A 19,311-nucleotide genomic window follows, 5' to 3' on the forward strand; every position below is an offset into this window, starting at 1 on the left:
GTCAGTGCTCCTGTTCCTTGAGGTCCTCGAGGACGTCGTCCATCAGGTCGAACCGCTCCGCCCACGTCCGTTCGTAGCGCTTGACCCAGTCGTGGATGGGCTTGAGCGCAGGCCCGTTGAGCCGGTAGAGCCGCTGGCGGCCGTCGCCGCGCACGTCCACCGCGCCCACCTCGCGCAGCACCCGCAGGTGCTTGGACACCTGGGGCTGGGCGAGCCCGAGCAGGTCGACCAGGTCGCCGACCGACCGTTCGCCCGCCATGAGGACGTCGAGGATCTGCCGCCGCCGGGGTTCGGCGACCGCGTTGAACGTGTCCGCCGTCGTCGCTGCTCGTGCCACGCGGCTTATAATATGCCCATATGGGTATGCGTCAAGCCCGCATCCTGGGCACGCTGGGCGCACGCCGGTTCGTCTGTCACGATCGGACGATGACCAGCCGGGCGGTGAGTCCACAGAGGACGGACGAGCGCGGCGCCCGGCGCAGCGCCAGCGCGAGCGCCGTGCTGCGGGCCGTCCTCGACGGCGGCCCCATCGCGCGCAGCACCGTCGCGCGCCGCACCGGGCTGTCCGCGGCCGCCGTCACCGGGCACACCGCCGAGCTGCTCCAGCGCGGGCTGCTACGCGAACTCCCCGAAGCGGAGTCACGCAAAAGCGTCGGGCGGCCGCACGTACCAGTGGACCTCGACACCGGGCGGCACGTCGCCGGCGCGTTGCACCTGGCGGTGCACCACGCCACTGTCGCGCTGCTGGACCTGCGCGGCAAGGTGCTGGTCCAGCACGAGGAACCGCACGACGGCCTGGCCGCCGAAGACCTGCTGGCGCGGGCCGCCGAGATCTTCGACGACCTCCTGCTCGGACACGCCCCGGACCGCGAGCCGCTCGGCCTCGGCGTCGCCACCGGCGGCTGGGTCGACCGCGCGTCCGGCACCGTCGTCGAGCACCCGCTGCTCGGCTGGCGGGACGTGCCGGTCCGCGACCTCCTGACCGGCAGCACCGCGCTGGCCGTGGAGGTCGACGGGCACGCACGGGCGCTGGTGCACGCCGAACGGCTCTTCGGGCACCCGCGGGCCCGCGAAAGCGTCGTGCAGCTGTTCACCGGCAACGTCGTCGACGCCGCGTTCGCCACCGGGACGACCGTGCACCACGGGCCACGCTCGGCCGCGGGCGGTGTCGCGCACCTGCCGGTCGACGGCAGCACCGAGCCGTGCCGCTGCGGGCGCACCGGCTGCCTCGAGGCGGCCGTTTCGGAAGCAACCCTCGCCCGCCAAGCCGTGGAAAACGGATTGCTCGACGAGCCGGAATTTCCGGAATTGCTCGCGCTCGCCACCGCCGGCAATTCCGCGGCACTGCGGATGTTCGACGAACGCGCGCGGCTGATCGGCCGGGCGGCGGCCCTCCTGCTCGACGTCCTCAACCCGGCCGTGCTCGTGGTGGTCGACCGCAGTGTAGCCCGGCTACCGGACTGCCTTCCCATCATCCGGGAAGAGGTTCGCGACCGGGCCCGCGGCCCCGCACCGGCGGAAACCGTTGTAAGCAGCAGCTTCCCGGGCACCGAGCTGGCCACCGCCGGCGGCGCGGTGCTCCTGGAGGTGCTCTACGAGAACCCGCTCGGTCCGCTTCTCACCAGGTGGCCGCGCGCCTCGTGAACCGGCACCTCGTGAACCGCGCCTCTTGAACCGGCAGAGTTATTTCACTAACTCGCAAAATTGACCGTCCGCTCGTCGACAGCGAACAATTGCTGCATCCCCGCCGACTCCCGGAACGGACGAAACCACCGTGAAGAAAACCCTGCCTCTGTTCGCCGCCGCCGCGGTGCTGCTGGCCGGCTGCGCTTCGGCGACAGCCACCGGTGCACCCGGCCAACCGGAGAAGCCGGAACTGCGCTACCAGGGCAGCGCGAACGCCGTCACCCTGCCCGAACTCGCCGAAGACCTGGGCTACTTCGGCCCGGTCAAGCTGAAGTGGGTCGGCAACACGATCAGCGGCCCGCAGGACATCCAGTCGGCGGCCACCGACCAGACCGACTTCGGCGGCGCCTTCACCGGCGCGGTCGTCAAGCTCGTCGAAGCCGGGGCGCCGGTCAAGGCGGTCGTCAACTACTACGGCTCCGACGACAAGGCCTTCATCGGCTTCTACACCAAAGAGAACAGCCCGATCCGGACCGCCCGCGACCTGATCGGCAAGAAGGTCGGCGTCAACACCGCCGGCGCGAACCTCGAAGCCGCGCTCGACACCTGGCTCAAGGGGCAAGGCCTCTCCGACGACGAGATCAAGCAGGTGCAGCTCGTCGTCATCCCGCCGGTGAACGCCGAACAGGCCCTGCGCAACGGCCAGCTCGACGTCGCCGCGCTCCAGGGCATCCTGCAGGACCACGCCGTCGCGGCCGGCGGCGTGCGTCCGCTGTTCACCGACGTCGGCGCGTTCGGGCCCTACAACGGCGGCCCGTACGTCCTGCGCACCGACTTCATCAAGAAGTACCCGGAGACGGCGAAGATCTTCGTCTCCGCCGTGGCCCGGGCGATCGAGTGGGAACGCACGACTCCGCGCGACGAGGTGATCGCCCGCTTCACGAAGATCATCAAAGCCCGCGGCCGCAACGAAAGCACCGACACCCTGAAGTACTGGAAGAGCGTCGGCATCACCCGCGGCGGCCTCATCTCCGACGCCGACTACACCCGCTGGGAGCCGTGGCTGAAGCAGGAGGGCTACCTCGAGCACGACAAGATCGACACCGCGAAGCTCTACACCAACGAGTTCAACCCCTACCGCGACGGCGCTCCGGCGGTGACCAAGTGATCGGCATTCGCTCGGTGACCAAGACCTTCGGCGCGCTGACCGCGCTCGACGACGTCTCCCTCGACATCGCCGACGGCACTTTCCTGTCACTGGTCGGCCCCAGCGGTTCGGGCAAGTCGACGCTGCTCGACCTGCTGGCCGGGCTCACCACCCCGACGTCCGGCGAGGTGCTCATCGACGGCGATCCGGTGCGCGGCCCGGGGCTCGACCGCGGGGTCGTCTTCCAGCAGTACGCCCTGTTCCCGTGGCGCACCGCCCGCGCCAACGTCGAGTTCGGCCTGGAAGGCGGCCCCCTCGGGAAGCGGCAGCGGGCGGAGCGGGCGCGCGAATACCTCGCCCTGGTCGGGCTGTCCGGCTTCGAGGACCGCTACCCGCACGAGCTGTCCGGCGGGATGAAGCAGCGCGTCGCGATCGCCCGCAGCCTCGCCTACGACCCGGCCGTGCTGCTGATGGACGAGCCGTTCGCCGCGCTCGACGCGCAGACCCGCGAGCAGCTGCAGGAGGAGCTGCTGCGGATCTGGCGCCGCACCGGCAAGACGATCGTCTTCATCACCCACGGCATCGACGAGGCCGTCTACCTGGGACAGCAGGTGGCCGTGCTGACGTCGCGGCCCGGGCGGCTCAAGGCCGTGGTGGACGTCGACCTCGGCGACCGCACCGGTGACGTCCGGTCCGGGCCGGAGTTCGGGCGGCAGCGCCACCGGCTCTGGGAACTGCTGCACGACGAGGTCCGCAAGGCGGCCGAACACGAACGGAGCGCGGCCCGATGACCACCACTCTGGAAGCTCCCGCTGTCCACACCAGACCCGAGGATCCGCCGCCGAAACCGCGCCGGTTCACGAAGCAGCTCACCCGCGCGGTCCACGCGTCCGCCGCGGTCGTCCTGTTCGTGCTGCTCTGGGAGCTGGTCCCCCGGTTCGTCCTCGACGAGAGCACGCGGACGTTCCTCCCGCCGCTGTCGGAGGATCTGCAGGCCCTGTGGGAAATCGCCCTCGACGGCGAGCTCGCCGACCATCTGCTGGCCAGCGTCGGACGGTCCGCCGCCGGGTTCGCCGTGGCCGTCGCGGTGGCCGTGCCGCTCGGCTTGCTGATCGGCTGGTACCGCCCGGTGGCGCGGTTCCTGCAGCCGCTGCTGGAGCTGGCCCGCAACACCGCCGCGCTGGCGTTGCTGCCGGTGTTCACGCTGCTGCTGGGCATCGGCGAGCTGTCGAAGGTCAGCCTCGTGGTGTACGCCTGCGTGTGGCCGGTGCTGCTCAACACGATCGCCGGGGTCAACACGGTCGACCCGCTGCTGGTCAAGGCGGCCCGCTCGCTGGGCCTGTCGAGCCCGCGGCTGTTCCGGAAGGTGATCCTGCCCTCGGCCGTGCCGACGGTGTTCACCGGCATCCGGATGGCGGCGTCCTACTCGATCCTGGTGCTGGTGGCCGCGGAGATGGTCGGCGCCAAAGCGGGCCTCGGCTACCTGATCAACACGAGCCAGGTGAACTTCCAGATCCAGCAGATGTACGCCGGGATCATCGCGGTCTCACTGCTCGGTGTCCTCGTCAACTCCGGCTTCGTCGCCCTCGAACGGCGGTTTTCCACCTGGCGTCCCAAGGAGACCCCATGATGCACCTCAACGCGTTCGTGATGCCGAACGGCCACCACGAAGCCGCGTGGCGGCACCCGTCGACCGACCCGCACCGGGCACGGACGCTGCAGCACTACGTGGACATCGCGCGGACCGCCGAACGCGGGAAGCTCGACTCGATCTTCCTCGCCGACGGCGTCGCCCTGTGGGGCAACGTCAAGCACAATTCCCACAGCCACTTCGAGCCCCTGACGCTGCTGTCGGCACTCGCCGCGTCGACGGTCCACATCGGACTCATCGCGACGGCGTCGACGACCTACAACGAGCCCTACCACCTGGCGCGGAAGTTCGCCTCGCTCGACCACCTCTCCGGCGGCCGCGCGGGCTGGAACATCGTCACCTCGGCGGGCATCGACGAGGCCCGCAACTTCAACCTGGCCAAGCGCCCGTCGCACGACGCGCGGTACGACCGGGCCGAGGAGTTCGTCGAGGTCGTCAAGAAGCTCTGGGACAGCTGGGACGACGACGCCGCGGTCGTGGACCGCGCCCGCGGCGTGTACGCCGACACCGATCGCGTCCGCGCAATCTCCCACGACGGGCCCCATTTCCAGGTCCGCGGGCCGCTCAACATCGAACGGCCGGTGCAGGGGCACCCGCTGCTCGTGCAGGCCGGCTCGTCGGAGACCGGCAAGGAGTACGCGGCCCGGCACGCCGAGGCCGTGTTCACCGCGCAGCAGACCTACGCCGAAGGCAAGGCGTTCTACGACGACGTCAAAAGCCGGCTCGCGAAGTACGGCCGCACGCCGGACGAGCTCAAAATCCTGCCCGGGATCTCGCCGATCCTCGGCCGCACCGAGGCTGAAGCCCGGGCGCGGGAAGCCGAGCTGAACGCGCTGATCATCCCGGACTACGGGCTGCGGCAGCTGTCGAAGATGCTCGACCACGACGTCACGGGCTATCCGCTGGACGGTCCGCTGCCCGACGTCGGCAGCTTCACCGAAGGCGGGCAGAGCCGGTTCGACCTCGTCGTCGGCCTGGCCCGGCGCGAAGCTCTCACCATCCGGCAGCTCCTGGAACGGCTGGCCGGCGGGCGGGGGCACCGCGTGTTCGCCGGCACCCCGGTCCAGGTCGCCGACGAGCTGGAGGCCTGGTTCCTCGGCGGCGCCGCCGACGGCTTCAACGTCATGCCGCCCACCCTGCCCGGCGGGCTCGACGACTTCGTCGACCTCGTCGTCCCGGAACTGCAGCGGCGCGGGCTCTTCCGCACCGAGTACTCCGGCACCACCCTGCGCGAGCACTACGGCCTCGCGCGGCCCGTCAACCGCAACCGAGTGAAGGAGCCCGCATGACCACCATCGGCACTGACGTCCGCAAGATCACCGGGAGGATCGGCGCCGAGATCGTCGGCTTCGACCCTTCCGGCGACCTCGACGGTTCGCAGGTGGCGTTCCTGACCGATGCCCTGCACGAGCACAAGGCGCTGGTCTTCCGGAACGTCCGGCTCGACGACGAGGGCCAGCAGCGGTTCGCCGCGCACTTCGGCGAACTGACCAAAGCGCACCCGACCGTGCCCGCCGTCGAGGGAGCGCCGACGATCCTGCCCGTCGACAGCGAGCAGGGCAGCGCGAACCACTGGCACACCGACGTCACCTTCGTGCTCAACCCGCCGAAGGCCAGCACGCTGCGCAGCCTGGTCGTGCCGCCCTACGGTGGCGAGACGCTGATCGCGAACGCCGCGGCGGCCTACCGCGACCTGCCGGAACCGTTGCGGGCCTTCGCCGACACGCTGCGGGCGGTGCACACCAACGACTACGACTACGTCCAGCCGCCGGAGACGGTGGACGAGCGGGAGCGGGAGCGGCGGGCCCGGTTCGTCTCGCGGAAGTACCGGACTGTGCACCCGGTCGTGCGGGTGCACCCGGTGACCGGCGAGCGCGGCCTGTTCATCGGCGGGTTCGCGCAGCGGATCGAAGGGCTTTCGGTGGGCGAGTCGCGGGATCTGCTGCGACTGCTGCAGTCCTACGTCACGCGGCCGGAGAACGTCGTGCGGGTCGCGTGGGAGCCGGATCAGCTGGTGCTGTTCGACAACCGGATCACGCAGCACTACGCGATCGCCAACTACGACGGCCTGCCGCGGCGGCTGAACCGCGTCACGGTCGCCGGGGACGTCCCCGTGGGCGTCGACGGGCGGTCCAGTGAGTCGCTGGAAGGTGACGCCTCGCACTACACGACGGTGGCGTGAGCCGGGGCGCGCCGGTACCGGGGCCGCACCGGCGCGCCGCCCGGTCAGCGGCCGTTCCGGGCCAGGTCGCGGAAGCAGTCCCACGCGCGGCTGACCAGCGCCGGGTGCGTGCGCAGGTCGATCACCGTACGGGCCAAAGCTGCCGCGGAGGCCAGCATCGCGACCCGGCCCCGTGGGCTCGCCGCCGCGGCCGCGAACTCCGGCGTGTGGTCCGACATCTCCTCCGCCGTGATCGCCACGAACGGGTGGATCGCCGGCACGCGGACGCTGACGTCGCCGATGTCCGACGACCCGAGGTAGACCCCCGGCACCGGCGGGGTCGCGTGGATCCCGCACGCCGCGAGGTGCTCGGTGAACCGCTCCGACAGCACGGAGTTGTCGCGGAAGTGCGCGTACCCGCGCCCGAGGCGTTCGACGTCGGCCTTCGCCCCGGTTGCCAGCGCCGCGCCCTGAGCGCACGTCGAGACGTCCTCGACGAGCCGGTCCAGCGCGTCGGTGGTCAGCGCGCGCAGGCCGAAGCGGCCTTCGGCCCGGTCGGGGACGATGTTCGTCGCCTCGCCGCCCTGGGTGATGATCCCCTGAACGTGCGAGCCCGCGGGCAGCCGCTGGCGCAGGGCCGAGACCGCTCCGAACGCCTGGATGAGCGCGGCGAGGGCGTCGATGCCGTGCTCCGGGTCGCCGGTCGGGTGGGCGGCCCGGCCGTGGAAGGTCACCTTCAGCTCCACCTGCGCGGTCAGCGGCGCCCACGACCACGAGTGGACACCCGGGTGGACCATCAGGGCCGCGTCGACGTCGTCGAACACGCCCGCCTCGGCCATGGCGACCTTGCCGCCGCCGCGTTCTTCGGCCGGGGTGCCCACCGCGAGCAGGGAGCCGGGGCCGTCCCCCAGGACGTCCTTGGCGGCCAGCGCGGCGCCCAGGCCGGCCGCGGCGATCAGGTTGTGCCCGCACGCGTGGCCGAGGCCGGGCAGGGCGTCGTATTCCAGCAGCAGCGCGACGCACGGCCGTCCGTGGCCGGCGCGGGCGACGAACGCCGTGGGGAGCCCGGCGACCCCGGTTTCCACCTCGAAGCCGTCGGCGGCCAGTTCGCCGGTGAGCCGCTCGGCGGCGGCGTGCTCCTCATAGGACAGTTCCGGGCGCTCGTGCAGCGCGGTGGCGACGGCCCACAGCCGCTCGTCCAGGTGCGCGATCCGTTCGTCGGCCTGCTCGTGCAGCTCCTCGTGCCACTCCATGCCTTCCGGGATACCCCAACCCCGCGCGGTCATGCCACCGGGGTGTTTCGCGCGGGGCGGCTCCGGTTACGTTCCGTACCACACCACGAAGGGGCGGCACTTTCACGTGAAAGTGCCGCCCCTCGGACGTCGGGGGTCAGGCTTTGGCGCTCTTGAGTTCCAGGGGGTTCTTGGGGGCGTCGGAGCGGGCGTCCATCATCCGCTGCCCCAGTTCCTGCAGCTGCTTGCGGCCCATCGCCGAGCGGACCTCGGGGAACCACTCGTCCTCTTCTTCTTCGACGTGGTGGCGGACGTTCTCGGTGAGCACGGTGACCTTCGCGTCGAAGGTCTCGTCCTTCGGGTCCATGGCCATCAGCTCGGACAGCATCCACACCACGACGTGGTGCTCCTCCACGCTCTCCAGGACGTGGTCCTTCGTCTCCGGCACGGCTTCCCGCGCCGCCGGGTAGAAGATCTCTTCCTCGATGTAGGCGTGGACGGTCAGCTCTTCGATGATCGAGTCGGCGATCCGGCGCTTCTCGTCGTAGGCGTCCTCCCCCGCCTTTTCGAATTGCTTGAAGAGCTTCTCCACGGTCTTGTGGTCGTTCTTGAGCAGCACGATCGCGTCGGTCGACATCGGTGTCCTCACGGTGTGGCCAGGTCCCGCAGGGCGACCTGGGAGTTCTCCAGTTCCTTCATCATCAGCAGCGCCACGGTCCCGGCGTGCGCCAGGGCCCGCCCGACCTCCCCCACCGAATCCCACGTCGCGGCGACCGCGTCGGTGCCCGGGTGGACCACCCGGCCGGACAGCAGCCCGTCCTCCAGCCGCCCCTGCAGGGCGGGCAGCAGGTGGGTGAGGTCGTCGGCCAGCAACCGCAGGGCGCCGAGCACGCGGTACATCTCGGCCGGGGAGTCGAGCTCGCCGTCGCCGACGCAGCGCGACAACCGGCGCACGGTCGCACCGGCGTCGGCGGCCAGCAGCGACGGCGAGGAGGCGGCGCTCGGGTTCATGACCGGCCGGATACCCGCTCACGGCGCGGGAAAACGCCGTTTGCCGGATCGCCCATTCGGGTATTCAGGCGGTCCCCGACCTCCAGGAGCGCACTGGTGAACGACCTGACGGGCGACGTGCTGACGTTCGGCATCGAAGAGGAGTTCTTCGTCGTCGACCGCCGTGGCCACCTGTCCCATGCCGGCGACGACGTCGTCGACGCCGCGGAAGCCGCCGGCGACGACCAAGGCGAGCTGCAGCACGAGCTCACCCGGTCACAGGCCGAGGCGGCCACCGATGTCTGCCGGACCCACGCCGAAGCGTTGCGCCAGCTGCGCGGGCTGCGCAACGACCTCTCCGGAGCCGCACTGCGGCGCGGGTACCGCGTGCTGCCGGCCGCATCCCCGGTGCTGTTCGAGGCGAACCCGCCCGTCATCACGCCGAACCCGCGCTACGAACGGATGGCCGAGCACTTCGGCGCCACCGCGCGGACGTCGCTCACGTGCGGCTGTCACGTGCACGTGGCGATCCCGGACAAGGAGACCGGCGTCCAGGTGCTGAACCGAATCCGGCCGTGGCTGCCCGCCCTGCTCACCATGACCGCCAACTCGGCGATCTCCGACGGCTACGACACCGGCTACTGCAGCTGGCGCTACCAGCAGTGGAGCCGGTGGCCCTCGGCGGGCCCGCCGCCGCGGTTCGCGTCGCTCGACGAGTACGAAAGCATCGTCGACGGCTGGCTGCGCGCCGGCTCGATCCTCGACCGCGGGATGATCTACTGGGACGTGCGGCTGTCGGACAAACAGCCGACGCTGGAATTCCGCATCGCCGACGTCGCGGCGACCCCGGAAGACGCGGTGCTGCTGGGCGTGCTGGCGCGCGGCCTGGTCGCCACCGCGCTGGCCGACGACGCTCCCGCACCGCACCTGTCGAACGAGGTGCTGCGCGCCCAGCTCTGGCGCGCCTCGCGGGAAGGGGTCACCGGCTGCTGCCCGCACCCGAAGAGCGGCGACCTCGAACCGACCAAGGCGGTGCTCGACGACCTGGTCGCGTTGACGGCGCCGGCGCTCGAAGCGGCCGGGGACCTCGACTTCGCGCGGGAAGGAACGGCCCGGCTGGCCGCGGAAGGCGGCGGCGCCGACCGGCAGCGGCGCCGGTTCGCGGAACGGCACCGCGCCGAGGACGTCGTCGACCTGCTGACGGGCAGCTAGCGCACCGGGAGGCGGTCGAGCAGTTCGAGGGCGCGGACCGCAGCGCGCGACCCGCCGGGGTCGACGACCAAGTGGACTCCGGCGGCTTCGGCGTGGCGCTGGGCCCGCAGCAGCACGCGGATGCCCGCGGCGCCGAAGAACCAGACCTGGCCCAGGTCGACGCGCAGCACGCCGGGGCGGGCGCGCAGGTGCTCGTCGAGCAGCGCCGCCAGCCCGGCCACCGTGCACAGGTCGACTTCGCCCGCGACCTCGACGACGACCGCGTCGGGGCTCTTCCACCGGATCCGGCTGTCGAAGTCGCCGTCGGACGGGGCGCGGGGTGCGGGCAGGCGGTCTCCCGCCGGCAGATCCACCCCGGCCACCCGCAGCCGCTCGTGAGTCGTCATGGGTGCGAAGTACCCCTGGCGAGCTCACCGCGAAACAAGCCCGGGGTCCGGGCGCATTTCCGTGCCCGGAACGGGTAACCCCGCCGGACGCCTGTTCGTCCGGAAGGAGCCCGACCATGTCCGACGGCCCGCCCACGATGGGTGTCGAAGAGGAGTTCCTCCTCGTCAATCCCCGCACCGGGCACGCGTCGCCGTGCGCGGAACCGGTGCTGGCCCGCTACCGCCACCACGGACCGCTGCCCGACGGCGTCCGGGTGCACCGCGAACTGCGGCTCACCCAGCTGGAGGCGGCCAGCGGCGTCTGCACCACCGCGGCCGAGCTCCGCCACCAGCTGACCGCCGCGCGCCGCGTGCTGGCCGGCGCCGCGGCGGCCGAGGACTGCGCACTGCTGGCCACCGGCACGCCGGTCGGCCCCGGCCCGGCCACGCCGCCGCCCGCGAGCACCGGCCGCTACGCCGAGATCGACGCCGCCTACGGCGCGGTCGTCGCCGACTACGAGGCCAGCGGGTGTCACGTCCACGTCGGGGTGCCCGATCCCGACACGGCGGTCGCCGTGGTCAACCACCTGGGCCGGTGGCTGCCGACCCTGCTCGCCCTGTCGGCCAATTCGCCGTTCGACCACGGGCGCGACACCGGCTACGACAGCTGGCGGATGGTCCTGCAGTCCCGCTTCCCCGGCTCCGGCGTCGCACCGCACCTGAGTGGGCACGCCGAATACCGCCGGGCTGTGGAAACGCTGGTCGACTGCGGTGCGCTGGTCGACCCCGACCAGACGTTCTGGCTGGCCCGCCCGTCCGGCCGGTTCCCGACCGTGGAGTTCCGGGTCGCCGACACCGCCCTGACCGTGGACCACGCCGTGCTGCAGGCCCTGCTGAGCCGGGCCCTGGTGCAGCGGGCCCTCACCGACCTCGCCGCCGGCCGGGAGGCCGCGCCGCTCTCCCCGCAGGTGGCCGCGGCGGCCGTGTGGACCGCGGCGCGCCACGGCCTCGGCGGGCAGCTCGTGGACGCCGCCGAGGAGACGCGGCGGCCGGCGTGGACACTGGTCGAAGAGCTCCTGACGCACGTCCGTGCGCCGCTGGAAGAGAGCGGCGACCTGGCCGAAGCCCGGAAACTCGTGGAGGCGGTGCGCGAGGACGGCACCGGGGCCGCGCAGCAGCGCGGGGTCGCCGATCTCGGGACGGCGGCCGCGGTGCGGTGGCTCACCGCGGCGACCGTGCCCGCCGCGCATGGAACGCTGCTGACGGGGTAGCCGGGATCATGACGACTTCCACCACCGCGGCGGCCACCCTGCCCGCCGTGCGGGGCCCGCTTTCGGCTTCGGTGCTGGGCCTCCTCCTGCGCGAGCAGACGCGCGCGGACCTGGACTTCGACGGGCTCGCGGACGCCGACCCGCTCGGCGACGACCTCCAGCTGGCCCTGCACCTGTGCTACGAACTGCACTACCAGGGCCTGCCGGGCGTGTCACCCGACTGGGAGTGGGACCCCGAGCTGCTGCGCCTGCGCGGCGCGCTGGAGGCGCGGTTCCTCGCGGCCCTCCGCGAAAACGTGGCCGGCGGCGACGACGTCGCGGGTGAACTCGACGCCCTGCTGGTCGAGCCGATCGACGCCGAAGGCGTCTCGCACTACCTGCGCGATCACGGCGACTGGACGCAGCTGCGTGAGTACTTCACCCACCGCTCGATCTACCACCACAAGGAAGCCGACCCGCACGCGTGGGTGATCCCGCGGCTGCGCGGCCGCGCCAAGGCCGCGCTGGTCGCGGTGGAGTTCGACGAGTTCGGCGGTGGCCGCGCGGAGTTCGTGCACGCGCGCCTCTACGCCGACCTCCTGGGCGCGGCCGGCCTGCCCGACGGCTACCTGGAGCTGATCGACCAGGTCCCCGGCGCGATGCTGGCGGTGGTCAACATGATGTCGCTGTTCGGCCTGCACCGGTCGCTGCGGGGCGCGCTGTGCGGGCACTTCGCGGCGGCGGAGATCACGACGGCGCCGTCCGCGCAGCGGATGGACCAGGCCCTGCAGCGGCTGGACGCGCCGGAAGCGTGCCGGTTCTTCTACACCGAGCACATCGAAGCGGACGCCGTCCACGAACAAGTCATGCGCCACGACGTGCTCGGCGACCTCCTGGACCAGGAGCCCGAGCTGGCGGCGGACGTCGTGTTCGGCATCCAGGCCACCGAATTCCTGGAAGGCCGCTTCGGCGAGCAGCTGCTGAGCAGCTGGAAGGCCGGGAAGTCCTCGTTGCGGAGCTGAACCGGGAACGGCCTCCCGGTTTCCGCCGGGAGGCCACCTGCGTCAGCTGTCGTCGTTCGCCTGCGTGCGGATCCGCTTGCGGTGGCTGGTGTCGCAGAAGGGGAACCGCTTGCTCCGCCGGCACGCGCACACCGCGACCAGGAACCGGTCGGACCGCACGAGCTCGCCGTCGGGGGTGCTCAGCTCGACGGGTCCTTCGACGAGAACCGGGCCGCCGGGGACGACGGTCACGCGGCGGGGCCCGCGCTCAGCGGTCGGCACGGAGCACCACCAGCTCTTCCATCCGCTGACCGGGTTCGATCAGCCCGGCCGCCTCGAGGAACTCCGTCCGTCCGGAAAGGACCGGACCGAACGGGATCCGCGCGCGCTGCACCACCGACGTGCGCAATCCCTGCGCGGCCAGCTGTTCCCGCGACTTGTCCACATCGGCCATGGCGGACTGCACGAGCAGCATCGTCCCGCCCGGGCGCAGCAGCGTGCCCGCGGCGGCGCACAGCGGGTCCAGCAGCGCGCGGCCGTCCGGGCCCGCGTCCCAGCCCCGGGTCGACCGGACGGTCGGCGCCGGGGACGGCACGTACGGCGGGTTCGCGACGACGACGTCGAACGGGCCCTCCCGCAACGCTCGGGCGAGGCCGCCCCGGCACGGGCGCACGGCGAGCTGCCGGATCAGCGCGTTGAGCCGCGCCGAGGCCAGCGCCCGGCGCGAAAGGTCCACCGCCAGCACGGTGCCCGCACCGCGGCGGGCCAGGGTGATCGCCTGCGCGCCGGTCCCCGTGCACAGGTCGAGGGCGTGCGCACCGGCCGGGATCGTCAGCTCGGCGATCGCCGAGGCGAGCAGGGCGGTGTCTTCCTGGGGGCGGTAGACGCCGGGCAGCCGCAGCATCCGCGGGGCGGGCGGCACGGGCGGGTGGACGACGGACCGGGCGGCCAAGGGGCCCGGGCGGACGGGTTCCGCCGACGTGGTCATCTGGGTCTCCTTCACTCGCCGCGGTCCCGGCGCGATCGCCGGTGGGACAACCGCGTCGCCCCCGGCTACCCGGCGATCATCGCGGCAAACCCCGGCGGTTGAGCCCTGCGCGGCCGGGTATCCGGTGCGGAAAGGACCGTGAAGGAGGCAGGGAATGACCGACGACCGCACGCAGCACCCGACCGATCCCGCCGAAGGCGCCCGCGGCGACGACCCGCACGGCAACACCCCGGAGGCCCAGCGCGAGACCCTCCGCGGCGAGCAAGGCACCTCGGGTGGGGACGAGCACGACGACAGCGACCCGCAGTCCGGCTGAGCGGCCGGTGCCGAAGCGGGGGTCGCGTTCGGACTGTCCGAACGCGACCCCCGCTTTCCACGCCCGGGTTCAGGCTCCGGCGAAATCGAAGGGCAGCGCGTCCACGCACGCCTGGTACTTCTGCACCATCTCGTGCTCGGTGTGCGCCGCGACGAACAGCTGTGCCAGCTCGAAGCTGCAGCTGTCCTGCGCCGGCAGCTCCGACAGCCGCTGCCCCACCCGCGGCACGATTTCGATCCGGGTGCCGTCGATGCGCTCCTGCACCGCCGCGACCTCCTCGGCGCTCGGCACGCGCGTCACCACACCGTCTTCGAAGCGGCGCAGGTACCACTTGCCCGCGATCTGGTAGGTGCCCCTGGTGGGACGGCGGGCGGGGTCCTGGCCCAGGCCGAGGCGCACCATGATCTCGTGGTTGGCGACGCCGTCGACGAACTCGAAGAGCTCGGCGTGCGACTGCGAGTGCCGCGGGTTGATCTCCAGCAGGGCCACCTGGCCGGATTCCGGGTCGCAGAAGAATTCGATGCCGAAGGTGGCGTTGTCGAAGCCGATCTGCTTCGTCACCCGCTCGGCCACCTCCCGCATCCGCTGGACCGGCTCCTCCCCCAGCTGCGACGGGTACTGGTGGCGCAGGAACGACGAGCTGTCCGGGTAGTTGACCGAGTCGAGGGCGCCGTAGACGACGACCTCGCCCTGGTGGACGTACCCTTCCACGGCCGCCTGGACGCCGTGCAGCGCCTCTTCGGCCAGGCACGCGGCGCCGCCGACCCGGGCGACCTCGGCCGGGAGTTCGACCTGTTCGAGCACGTCACCGAACGTCTCCCCCACGCGGCCGACGCCGGCCCGGATCTCGGCCACGGCCGCGGCGAACTCGGTGTCGTTCCCGGCCTTGAAGGCGAGCTCGGAGGAGAACGACTCGACCGGCTTGAGCCACATCGGGTAGCCGACGCCCTCCGGCGGGGCGGGGGGCTCGCCGTCGAGGTCGACGATGCCGAAGTTCGGCAGCTCGTCGATGACCTTCCGCTGCTCGAGCCGGCTCCAGTACTTGTGCTCGCACTTCAGCACCGCCTCCAGCGAAACGCCGGGCAGGCCGTACCGGGCGCACAGGATGGGCACCAGCGACGCGGCCGGGAAGTCCCAGTAGCCGACGATCGCGTCGACGTCGCCGTCGAACGCGTCGAGTTCGTGCTGCGCCGTCTTCAACAGCGCTTCGAAGTCGCTCTCGCCGTGCTGCAGCTCTTCGGGGGTCAGCAGGCCGTGGAAACGGTAGCCGGAAGCCCACGGCAGGCGGTCGAGAACGCGCCGGTTCTCTTCGTCCAGGCCGATCACGAAGATGTTCTCACCCATGCGCAAGGGCTACCCGAGGCGCCGAACGGGCGAAACGGGCCGGATGGCCGGTTTCACCAGGCCGGCAGCGGGCATCCGCAGGTATGACAGCCCTGCCCGAACCGCTTTCGCTGTGGGTCGAAACCGCTCCTGCCCCGGACCGCACCGGCGTGCCGGTGCCGGAGTCCGCCGACGTCGCGGTGCTCGGCGCGGGCATCGCCGGCCTCACCACCGCGCTGCTGCTGGCGCGCGCCGGCCGGTCGGTGGTCGTGCTGGAGGCCGAGCGGGTCGCGGCCGGGGTGTCCGGCCACACCACCGCGAAGGTCAGCGCGCAGCACGGGGCGAAGTACGCCGAGCTGACGTCCCGCCACGGCGCGGGCGCCGCGAAGGCCTACGCCGGCACCCAGGCGGCGGCGTGCGAGTGGATCGCCGCCACCGCGGCCGAGCTCGGCATCGACTGCGGCTTCACCCGCGCGGACAGCTACGTCTACACGACGCGGGAAAGCACCGTGGACTCCCTGAAGCGGGAGGCGGACGCGGCCGCCGCGGCGGGCCTGCCGGCGTCCTTCACCGACGACGTCGCGCTCGACGTGCCGGCGCTCGGGGCCGTGCGGACCACCGGGCAGGCGCACTTCCACCCGCGGCGGTGGCTCCTCGGCCTGGCCGCCGAAATCGAGCGGGCGGGCGGCACCATCGTCGAGCACGCCAGGGCGACCGCCCTCAACGGGCAGACCGTCCGCACTTCGCGGGGCGACGTCGTGGCGGACGAAGTCGTCGTCGCCACCCACTACCCCGTGCTCGACCGCGGCCTGTACTTCGCCCGGCTCGACCCCGTGCGCGATCTCGTGGTCGCCGGCCCGGCGGCCGGGAACAGCGCGCCCGAGGGCATGTTCCTCGACGCCGACACGCACCACTCCGTGCGCGGGTACACCGAGCAGGGCACGCCGATGGTGATCGCCGGCGGCGAGCACTACCGCGTGGGCGCGCACGTCAACGTCGAACGCCGGTACCGGCGGCTCGCGGACTGGGCGGACGCGCACGCCGGTCTGCACCGCGTGACCCACCGCTGGTCGGCCCACGACATGTCCACGCCCGACCTGCTGCCCTACATCGGCCGTTACCTGCCCGGGACGAAGAACCTGTGGGTGGCCACCGGGTTCGGCCAGTGGGGCATGACCGGCGGCACAGCCGCGGGCCACGTGCTGGCGGCGCGGATCCTCGGCGAGCCGCACCCGGCCGCGGACCTGTTCGACCCCAACCGCTTCGACGCCCGGTCCGTGCTCGGCGTGGCCCAGGACAACCTGACCGTCGCCAAGTACCTCGTCGGCGACCACGTCGCCGCGCTGTGGCGGTCGGAGAAGCTCGACGACCTCCAGCCCGGCGAAGCCGAGGTCGTCCGCGTCGGCGGCGAGCTCGTCGCCGCTCACCGCGACGAGGCCGGAAAGCTGCACACCGTCGGCGCCCACTGCACCCACCTGGGCTGCCTGGTTTCGTTCAACGACGCGGAGCGGACCTGGGACTGCCCCTGCCACGGCTCGCGGTTCGGCGTCGACGGCGAAGTGGTACAGGGCCCGGCCGTCCGCCCGCTGCGCCGCGGCCCGGAGTGAGCTCCGGCGGAGTGCGCAGCGGGCGGACCGGCTAACCGGACGCCAGTTTCTTGCCCGCGTCGTAGAGCAGGTGCAGGGCGTCCGCCACGCCCACGGCGGTCAGCACCGTGGCCGCCAGGCGCGTGGCCCGCGGCGCGATCACCAGCCCCGCGGTCAGCCCGGTGCCGATCCAGACGTTCAGGCAGAACGGGCACGACAGCAGCTCGCCGGCGGCGTGCTCGACATGCCCCTTCCCGGGCACGGACTCGTTCAGCTCGGTGGCGCCCGCGGACTCCTCGTACCGGGTGAACGGGGCCCGCAACGGGCTCGTGACGGCCGCCTTCCCGAGCATGCGGCTGGCTTTGAACGTCGCCGTGCCCAGCAGGACGGTGTCGCCGAGGCCGAACCGCTGCGGCAGCCGGGCGCCGAGCGCGCGGCCGAGCACCGTCAGCCCGCCCACCAGCACGCCGTAGGCGCCCATCGCGCCGACGTAGCCGGCCAGCGGGCGGTCCTCGTCGCCGGCGTAACTGCGTTGGACCTGCTTCGCCTTCTCGGTGATGTCCTCGACCATGCTGGTCATCCGTGCTCCTTCCGGGTGCTCGTCCGCTGGCTACCCACCGCCGCGCACGGCAATCATGGTTTCCCGGTACACCGGGCGGGTATTTCGCGGCGGTGGGACGCATCAGACTCCGGCGCAGTGACCTGCGCGGCCCCGGCATCAAGCGGATCCGGCGGGGCCGCGGGTTCTCCTACGCCCAGCCCGACGGCTCGCCGGTGACCGACCCCGAGCTCCTCGAGCGGATCAAGGGGCTCGTCATCCCGCCCGCGTGGCGGAACGTGTGGATCTGCCCGTACCCGAATGGGCACGTCCAGGCGGTCGGCACCGACGACGCCGGCCGGCGCCAGTACCTCTACCACGAGCAGTGGCGACGCGACCGCGACGAGGAGAAGCACGACCGCGTGCTGCAGATGGCCCGCCGGCTCCCCCGGTGGCGCGAGGCGGTCGCGGCCGACCTGGCCGGGTCGGGTATCACCCGGAAGCGGGTCCTCGCGGCGGCGCTGCGGATGCTCGACCGGGGCATCTTCCGCACCGGCGGCGAGGAATACGCGGAGGAGAACGGCACCCACGGCGTCGCGACGCTGCTGCGGGAGCACGTCGCGGTCCGCGGGGACGAATGCCGGTTCTGCTACGTGGCCAAGGGCGGCCTGGACCGCGAGGTGGCCATCTGCGACGCCGAGCTCGCTTCGGTGATGAAGTCGCTGCTGCGCAGCCGGTCGGGCAGCGACCGGCTGCTCGTCTACCGCGAGGGCGGCACCTGGCACGAGGTGCACGCCGCCGACATCAACGAGCGGTTCAAGGAACTGGCCGGCGAGGACTGCACGGCCAAGGACATGCGGACCTGGAACGCGACGGTCCTGGCGGCGGCCGCGTTCGCCGCGGCGGACCCCCCGACGTCGGAGACCGCCCGCAAGCGCGCGGAGGCGAAGGTGATGAAGGAGGTCTCGACGGCGCTCGGCAACACCCCGGCGGTCTGCCGCTCGTCCTATGTGGACCCCCGGCTGGTGGAGGCCTACCGCGCCGAGCGCACGATCGCCCCGGCCCTGAAGCGCGCGGCCCGGCTCGACGGCGACGAGGCACGGGCGGTGCTGGAGAAGGCCTGCGCCCGGCTGCTCAACGCGTCGTGACGAACTGACTATCCGACTATCCGACTACCCGACGAGGAGGCACGGTGAGTGAGCGTCAATCCATCCGAACGTGTACTGGCCCGCGACCGTGCTTGTCGGGGAACCTGGAGAGGATGACATCCGAAGCCTCCCCCGTGCGCTGGCGCGCGTCGATCGGCCTCGCCGTCGGCGGCGACGGCCCGGTCTCGAGCATCGTCGAGTCCGACCACGGCAGCGAGGGCTCGGCGCGGGAGTGGATCGAACAGAAGCTCCCGGGAACCCGGTTCCCGGCGTGGATCCCGGCGGCGCGGCGGCGCGACGGGGTGGAGTTGTTCGGCCGGGTGGCGCGGGGCCGGGTCCTGACGGACCGGCTGGTCCCGACATGGGAGTCGGAAGCGACGCCGGTGTGGCACGCGGATCGGGCCGGGGACCGGGTTCAGTGGCGCCGGTGCGCCGCTGACGACCACTGAGGGTTCGGTCGGAGCCGCTGGGCCGCCGAGCCGACGTCGGCGAGCCCGAGCGGAGTTCAGCGCCCCAACGTGGCCTTCGGTGCGCCCAAGCGCCCCAATGCGGCGTTCGGTGCGCCCAACGCACCCAATGTGGCGTTCGGTGCGTCCAACGCACCCAATGCGGCGTTCGGTGCACCCAACGCACCCAAAGTGGCGTTCGGTGCACCCAACGCACCCAACGCGGCGTTCGGTGCACCCAACGCAACCAATGCGGGGCGGATTCATGCGGTCGTCGCAACATGCTCTATTTAGGACAGTAACATTGTGAGCTTCTTTGCAGGGCTGATCC

The 19,311-nt window shown here is 72.1% G+C and carries 22 protein-coding genes; 13 read left to right on the forward strand and 9 right to left on the reverse strand.

The window, feature by feature from the left end; genetic code table 11:
• Position 1: 1 nt before the first annotated feature.
• Complete coding sequence (locus tag Q5425_RS45570) at positions 2–337, reverse strand: metalloregulator ArsR/SmtB family transcription factor (protein ID WP_308678707.1); 336 nt, start codon at positions 335–337, stop codon at positions 2–4.
• An 89-nt stretch (positions 338–426) separates the two neighbouring features.
• Here Q5425_RS45570 and Q5425_RS45575 point away from each other — a divergent pair, with 89 nt between their 5' ends.
• From Q5425_RS45575 to Q5425_RS45600, 6 genes are all read left to right on the forward strand, one after another.
• Positions 427–1,644 carry an ROK family transcriptional regulator gene (locus tag Q5425_RS45575; protein ID WP_308678744.1) on the forward strand — a complete coding sequence of 406 codons (1,218 nt, stop codon included), beginning with the start codon at positions 427–429 and terminating at the stop codon, positions 1,642–1,644.
• Between the two features lie 130 nt (positions 1,645–1,774).
• Positions 1,775–2,794 carry an ABC transporter substrate-binding protein gene (locus Q5425_RS45580; RefSeq protein ID WP_308678708.1) on the forward strand — a complete coding sequence of 340 codons (1,020 nt, stop codon included), beginning with the start codon at positions 1,775–1,777 and terminating at the stop codon, positions 2,792–2,794.
• Positions 2,791–3,564 carry an ABC transporter ATP-binding protein gene (locus tag Q5425_RS45585; RefSeq protein WP_308678709.1) on the forward strand — a complete coding sequence of 258 codons (774 nt, stop codon included), beginning with the start codon at positions 2,791–2,793 and terminating at the stop codon, positions 3,562–3,564. The genes Q5425_RS45580 and Q5425_RS45585 overlap by 4 nt, the downstream gene beginning before the upstream one ends.
• Positions 3,561–4,403 (forward strand): ABC transporter permease, encoded by an 843-nt coding sequence (locus tag Q5425_RS45590; protein ID WP_308678710.1) that lies wholly within the window; start codon positions 3,561–3,563, stop codon positions 4,401–4,403. Before Q5425_RS45585 ends, Q5425_RS45590 begins: the two co-directional genes overlap by 4 nt.
• On the forward strand, positions 4,400–5,713 hold the full coding sequence (locus tag Q5425_RS45595) for an LLM class flavin-dependent oxidoreductase (RefSeq protein ID WP_308678711.1): 1,314 nt from the start codon (positions 4,400–4,402) through the stop codon (positions 5,711–5,713). The genes Q5425_RS45590 and Q5425_RS45595 overlap by 4 nt, the downstream gene beginning before the upstream one ends.
• A complete protein-coding gene (locus Q5425_RS45600; protein WP_308678712.1) occupies positions 5,710–6,606 on the forward strand; it encodes a TauD/TfdA family dioxygenase in 897 nt (298 codons plus the stop codon). The genes Q5425_RS45595 and Q5425_RS45600 overlap by 4 nt, the downstream gene beginning before the upstream one ends.
• Before the next feature lie 44 nt (positions 6,607–6,650).
• Here the strand turns inward: Q5425_RS45600 and Q5425_RS45605 are convergent, their stop codons facing one another.
• The 3 genes from Q5425_RS45605 to Q5425_RS45615 all read right to left on the reverse strand — a co-directional run bounded on the left by Q5425_RS45605 (position 6,651) and on the right by Q5425_RS45615 (position 8,828).
• On the reverse strand, positions 6,651–7,871 hold the full coding sequence (locus Q5425_RS45605; protein WP_308678713.1) for an amidohydrolase: 1,221 nt from the start codon (positions 7,869–7,871) through the stop codon (positions 6,651–6,653).
• Between the two features lie 103 nt (positions 7,872–7,974).
• The gene (locus Q5425_RS45610) at positions 7,975–8,454 is read right to left on the reverse strand and encodes a hemerythrin domain-containing protein (RefSeq protein ID WP_308678714.1); all 480 of its coding nucleotides are present in this window, start codon (positions 8,452–8,454) and stop codon (positions 7,975–7,977) included.
• Between the two features lie 8 nt (positions 8,455–8,462).
• On the reverse strand, positions 8,463–8,828 hold the full coding sequence (locus Q5425_RS45615) for a hypothetical protein (RefSeq protein ID WP_308678715.1): 366 nt from the start codon (positions 8,826–8,828) through the stop codon (positions 8,463–8,465).
• Between the two features lie 96 nt (positions 8,829–8,924).
• Between Q5425_RS45615 and Q5425_RS45620 the strand changes: the two genes are divergently transcribed.
• Positions 8,925–10,019, forward strand: a complete 1,095-nt coding sequence (locus Q5425_RS45620; RefSeq protein WP_308678716.1) for a glutamate--cysteine ligase — start codon at positions 8,925–8,927, stop codon at positions 10,017–10,019.
• Here the strand turns inward: Q5425_RS45620 and Q5425_RS45625 are convergent.
• Entirely contained in the window at positions 10,016–10,405 is a 390-nt protein-coding gene (locus tag Q5425_RS45625; protein ID WP_308678717.1) for an STAS domain-containing protein, read from the reverse strand. The genes Q5425_RS45620 and Q5425_RS45625 overlap by 4 nt on opposite strands.
• 116 nt (positions 10,406–10,521) lie before the next feature.
• Between Q5425_RS45625 and Q5425_RS45630 the strand changes: the two genes are divergently transcribed.
• Positions 10,522–11,655, forward strand: coding sequence for a glutamate--cysteine ligase (locus Q5425_RS45630; protein ID WP_308678718.1), 1,134 nt, complete (start codon positions 10,522–10,524; stop codon positions 11,653–11,655).
• Between the two features lie 8 nt (positions 11,656–11,663).
• On the forward strand, positions 11,664–12,656 hold the full coding sequence (locus Q5425_RS45635; RefSeq protein WP_308678719.1) for an iron-containing redox enzyme family protein: 993 nt from the start codon (positions 11,664–11,666) through the stop codon (positions 12,654–12,656).
• Positions 12,657–12,698: 42 nt separating this feature from the next.
• Here the strand turns inward: Q5425_RS45635 and Q5425_RS45640 are convergent, their stop codons facing one another.
• Both Q5425_RS45640 and Q5425_RS45645 read right to left on the reverse strand, forming a co-directional pair.
• Positions 12,699–12,917 (reverse strand): CDGSH iron-sulfur domain-containing protein, encoded by a 219-nt coding sequence (locus Q5425_RS45640; protein WP_308678720.1) that lies wholly within the window; start codon positions 12,915–12,917, stop codon positions 12,699–12,701.
• Positions 12,904–13,623: a methyltransferase gene (locus Q5425_RS45645; RefSeq protein WP_308678721.1), complete on the reverse strand. Its 720-nt coding sequence runs from the start codon at positions 13,621–13,623 to the stop codon at positions 12,904–12,906. The genes Q5425_RS45640 and Q5425_RS45645 overlap by 14 nt, the downstream gene beginning before the upstream one ends.
• Positions 13,624–13,777: 154 nt before the next feature.
• Between Q5425_RS45645 and Q5425_RS45650 the strand changes: the two genes are divergently transcribed.
• Positions 13,778–13,939, forward strand: coding sequence for a hypothetical protein (locus tag Q5425_RS45650; protein WP_308678722.1), 162 nt, complete (start codon positions 13,778–13,780; stop codon positions 13,937–13,939).
• A 69-nt stretch (positions 13,940–14,008) separates the two neighbouring features.
• On the opposite strand, the gene Q5425_RS45655 is transcribed toward Q5425_RS45650, so the two are convergent.
• Complete coding sequence (locus Q5425_RS45655) at positions 14,009–15,283, reverse strand: ATP-grasp domain-containing protein (RefSeq protein ID WP_308678723.1); 1,275 nt, start codon at positions 15,281–15,283, stop codon at positions 14,009–14,011.
• Positions 15,284–15,366: 83 nt separating this feature from the next.
• Here Q5425_RS45655 and Q5425_RS45660 point away from each other — a divergent pair, with 83 nt between their 5' ends.
• Positions 15,367–16,869, forward strand: a complete 1,503-nt coding sequence (locus Q5425_RS45660) for an FAD-dependent oxidoreductase (protein WP_308678724.1) — start codon at positions 15,367–15,369, stop codon at positions 16,867–16,869.
• Between the two features lie 31 nt (positions 16,870–16,900).
• Here Q5425_RS45660 and Q5425_RS45665 read toward each other — a convergent pair whose 3' ends face one another.
• Positions 16,901–17,428, reverse strand: a complete 528-nt coding sequence (locus Q5425_RS45665) for a DUF1360 domain-containing protein (RefSeq protein WP_308678725.1) — start codon at positions 17,426–17,428, stop codon at positions 16,901–16,903.
• Between the two features lie 92 nt (positions 17,429–17,520).
• Between Q5425_RS45665 and Q5425_RS45670 the strand changes: the two genes are divergently transcribed.
• Both Q5425_RS45670 and Q5425_RS45675 read left to right on the forward strand, forming a co-directional pair.
• A complete protein-coding gene (locus Q5425_RS45670) occupies positions 17,521–18,534 on the forward strand; it encodes a DNA topoisomerase IB (protein ID WP_308678726.1) in 1,014 nt (337 codons plus the stop codon).
• A gap of 113 nt (positions 18,535–18,647) precedes the next feature.
• The gene (locus Q5425_RS45675; RefSeq protein ID WP_308678727.1) at positions 18,648–18,983 is read left to right on the forward strand and encodes a hypothetical protein; all 336 of its coding nucleotides are present in this window, start codon (positions 18,648–18,650) and stop codon (positions 18,981–18,983) included.
• Positions 18,984–19,311 lie beyond the last annotated feature (328 nt).

This window comes from Amycolatopsis sp. A133 (assembly GCF_031082405.1).
GTDB lineage: Bacteria > Actinomycetota > Actinomycetes > Mycobacteriales > Pseudonocardiaceae > Amycolatopsis.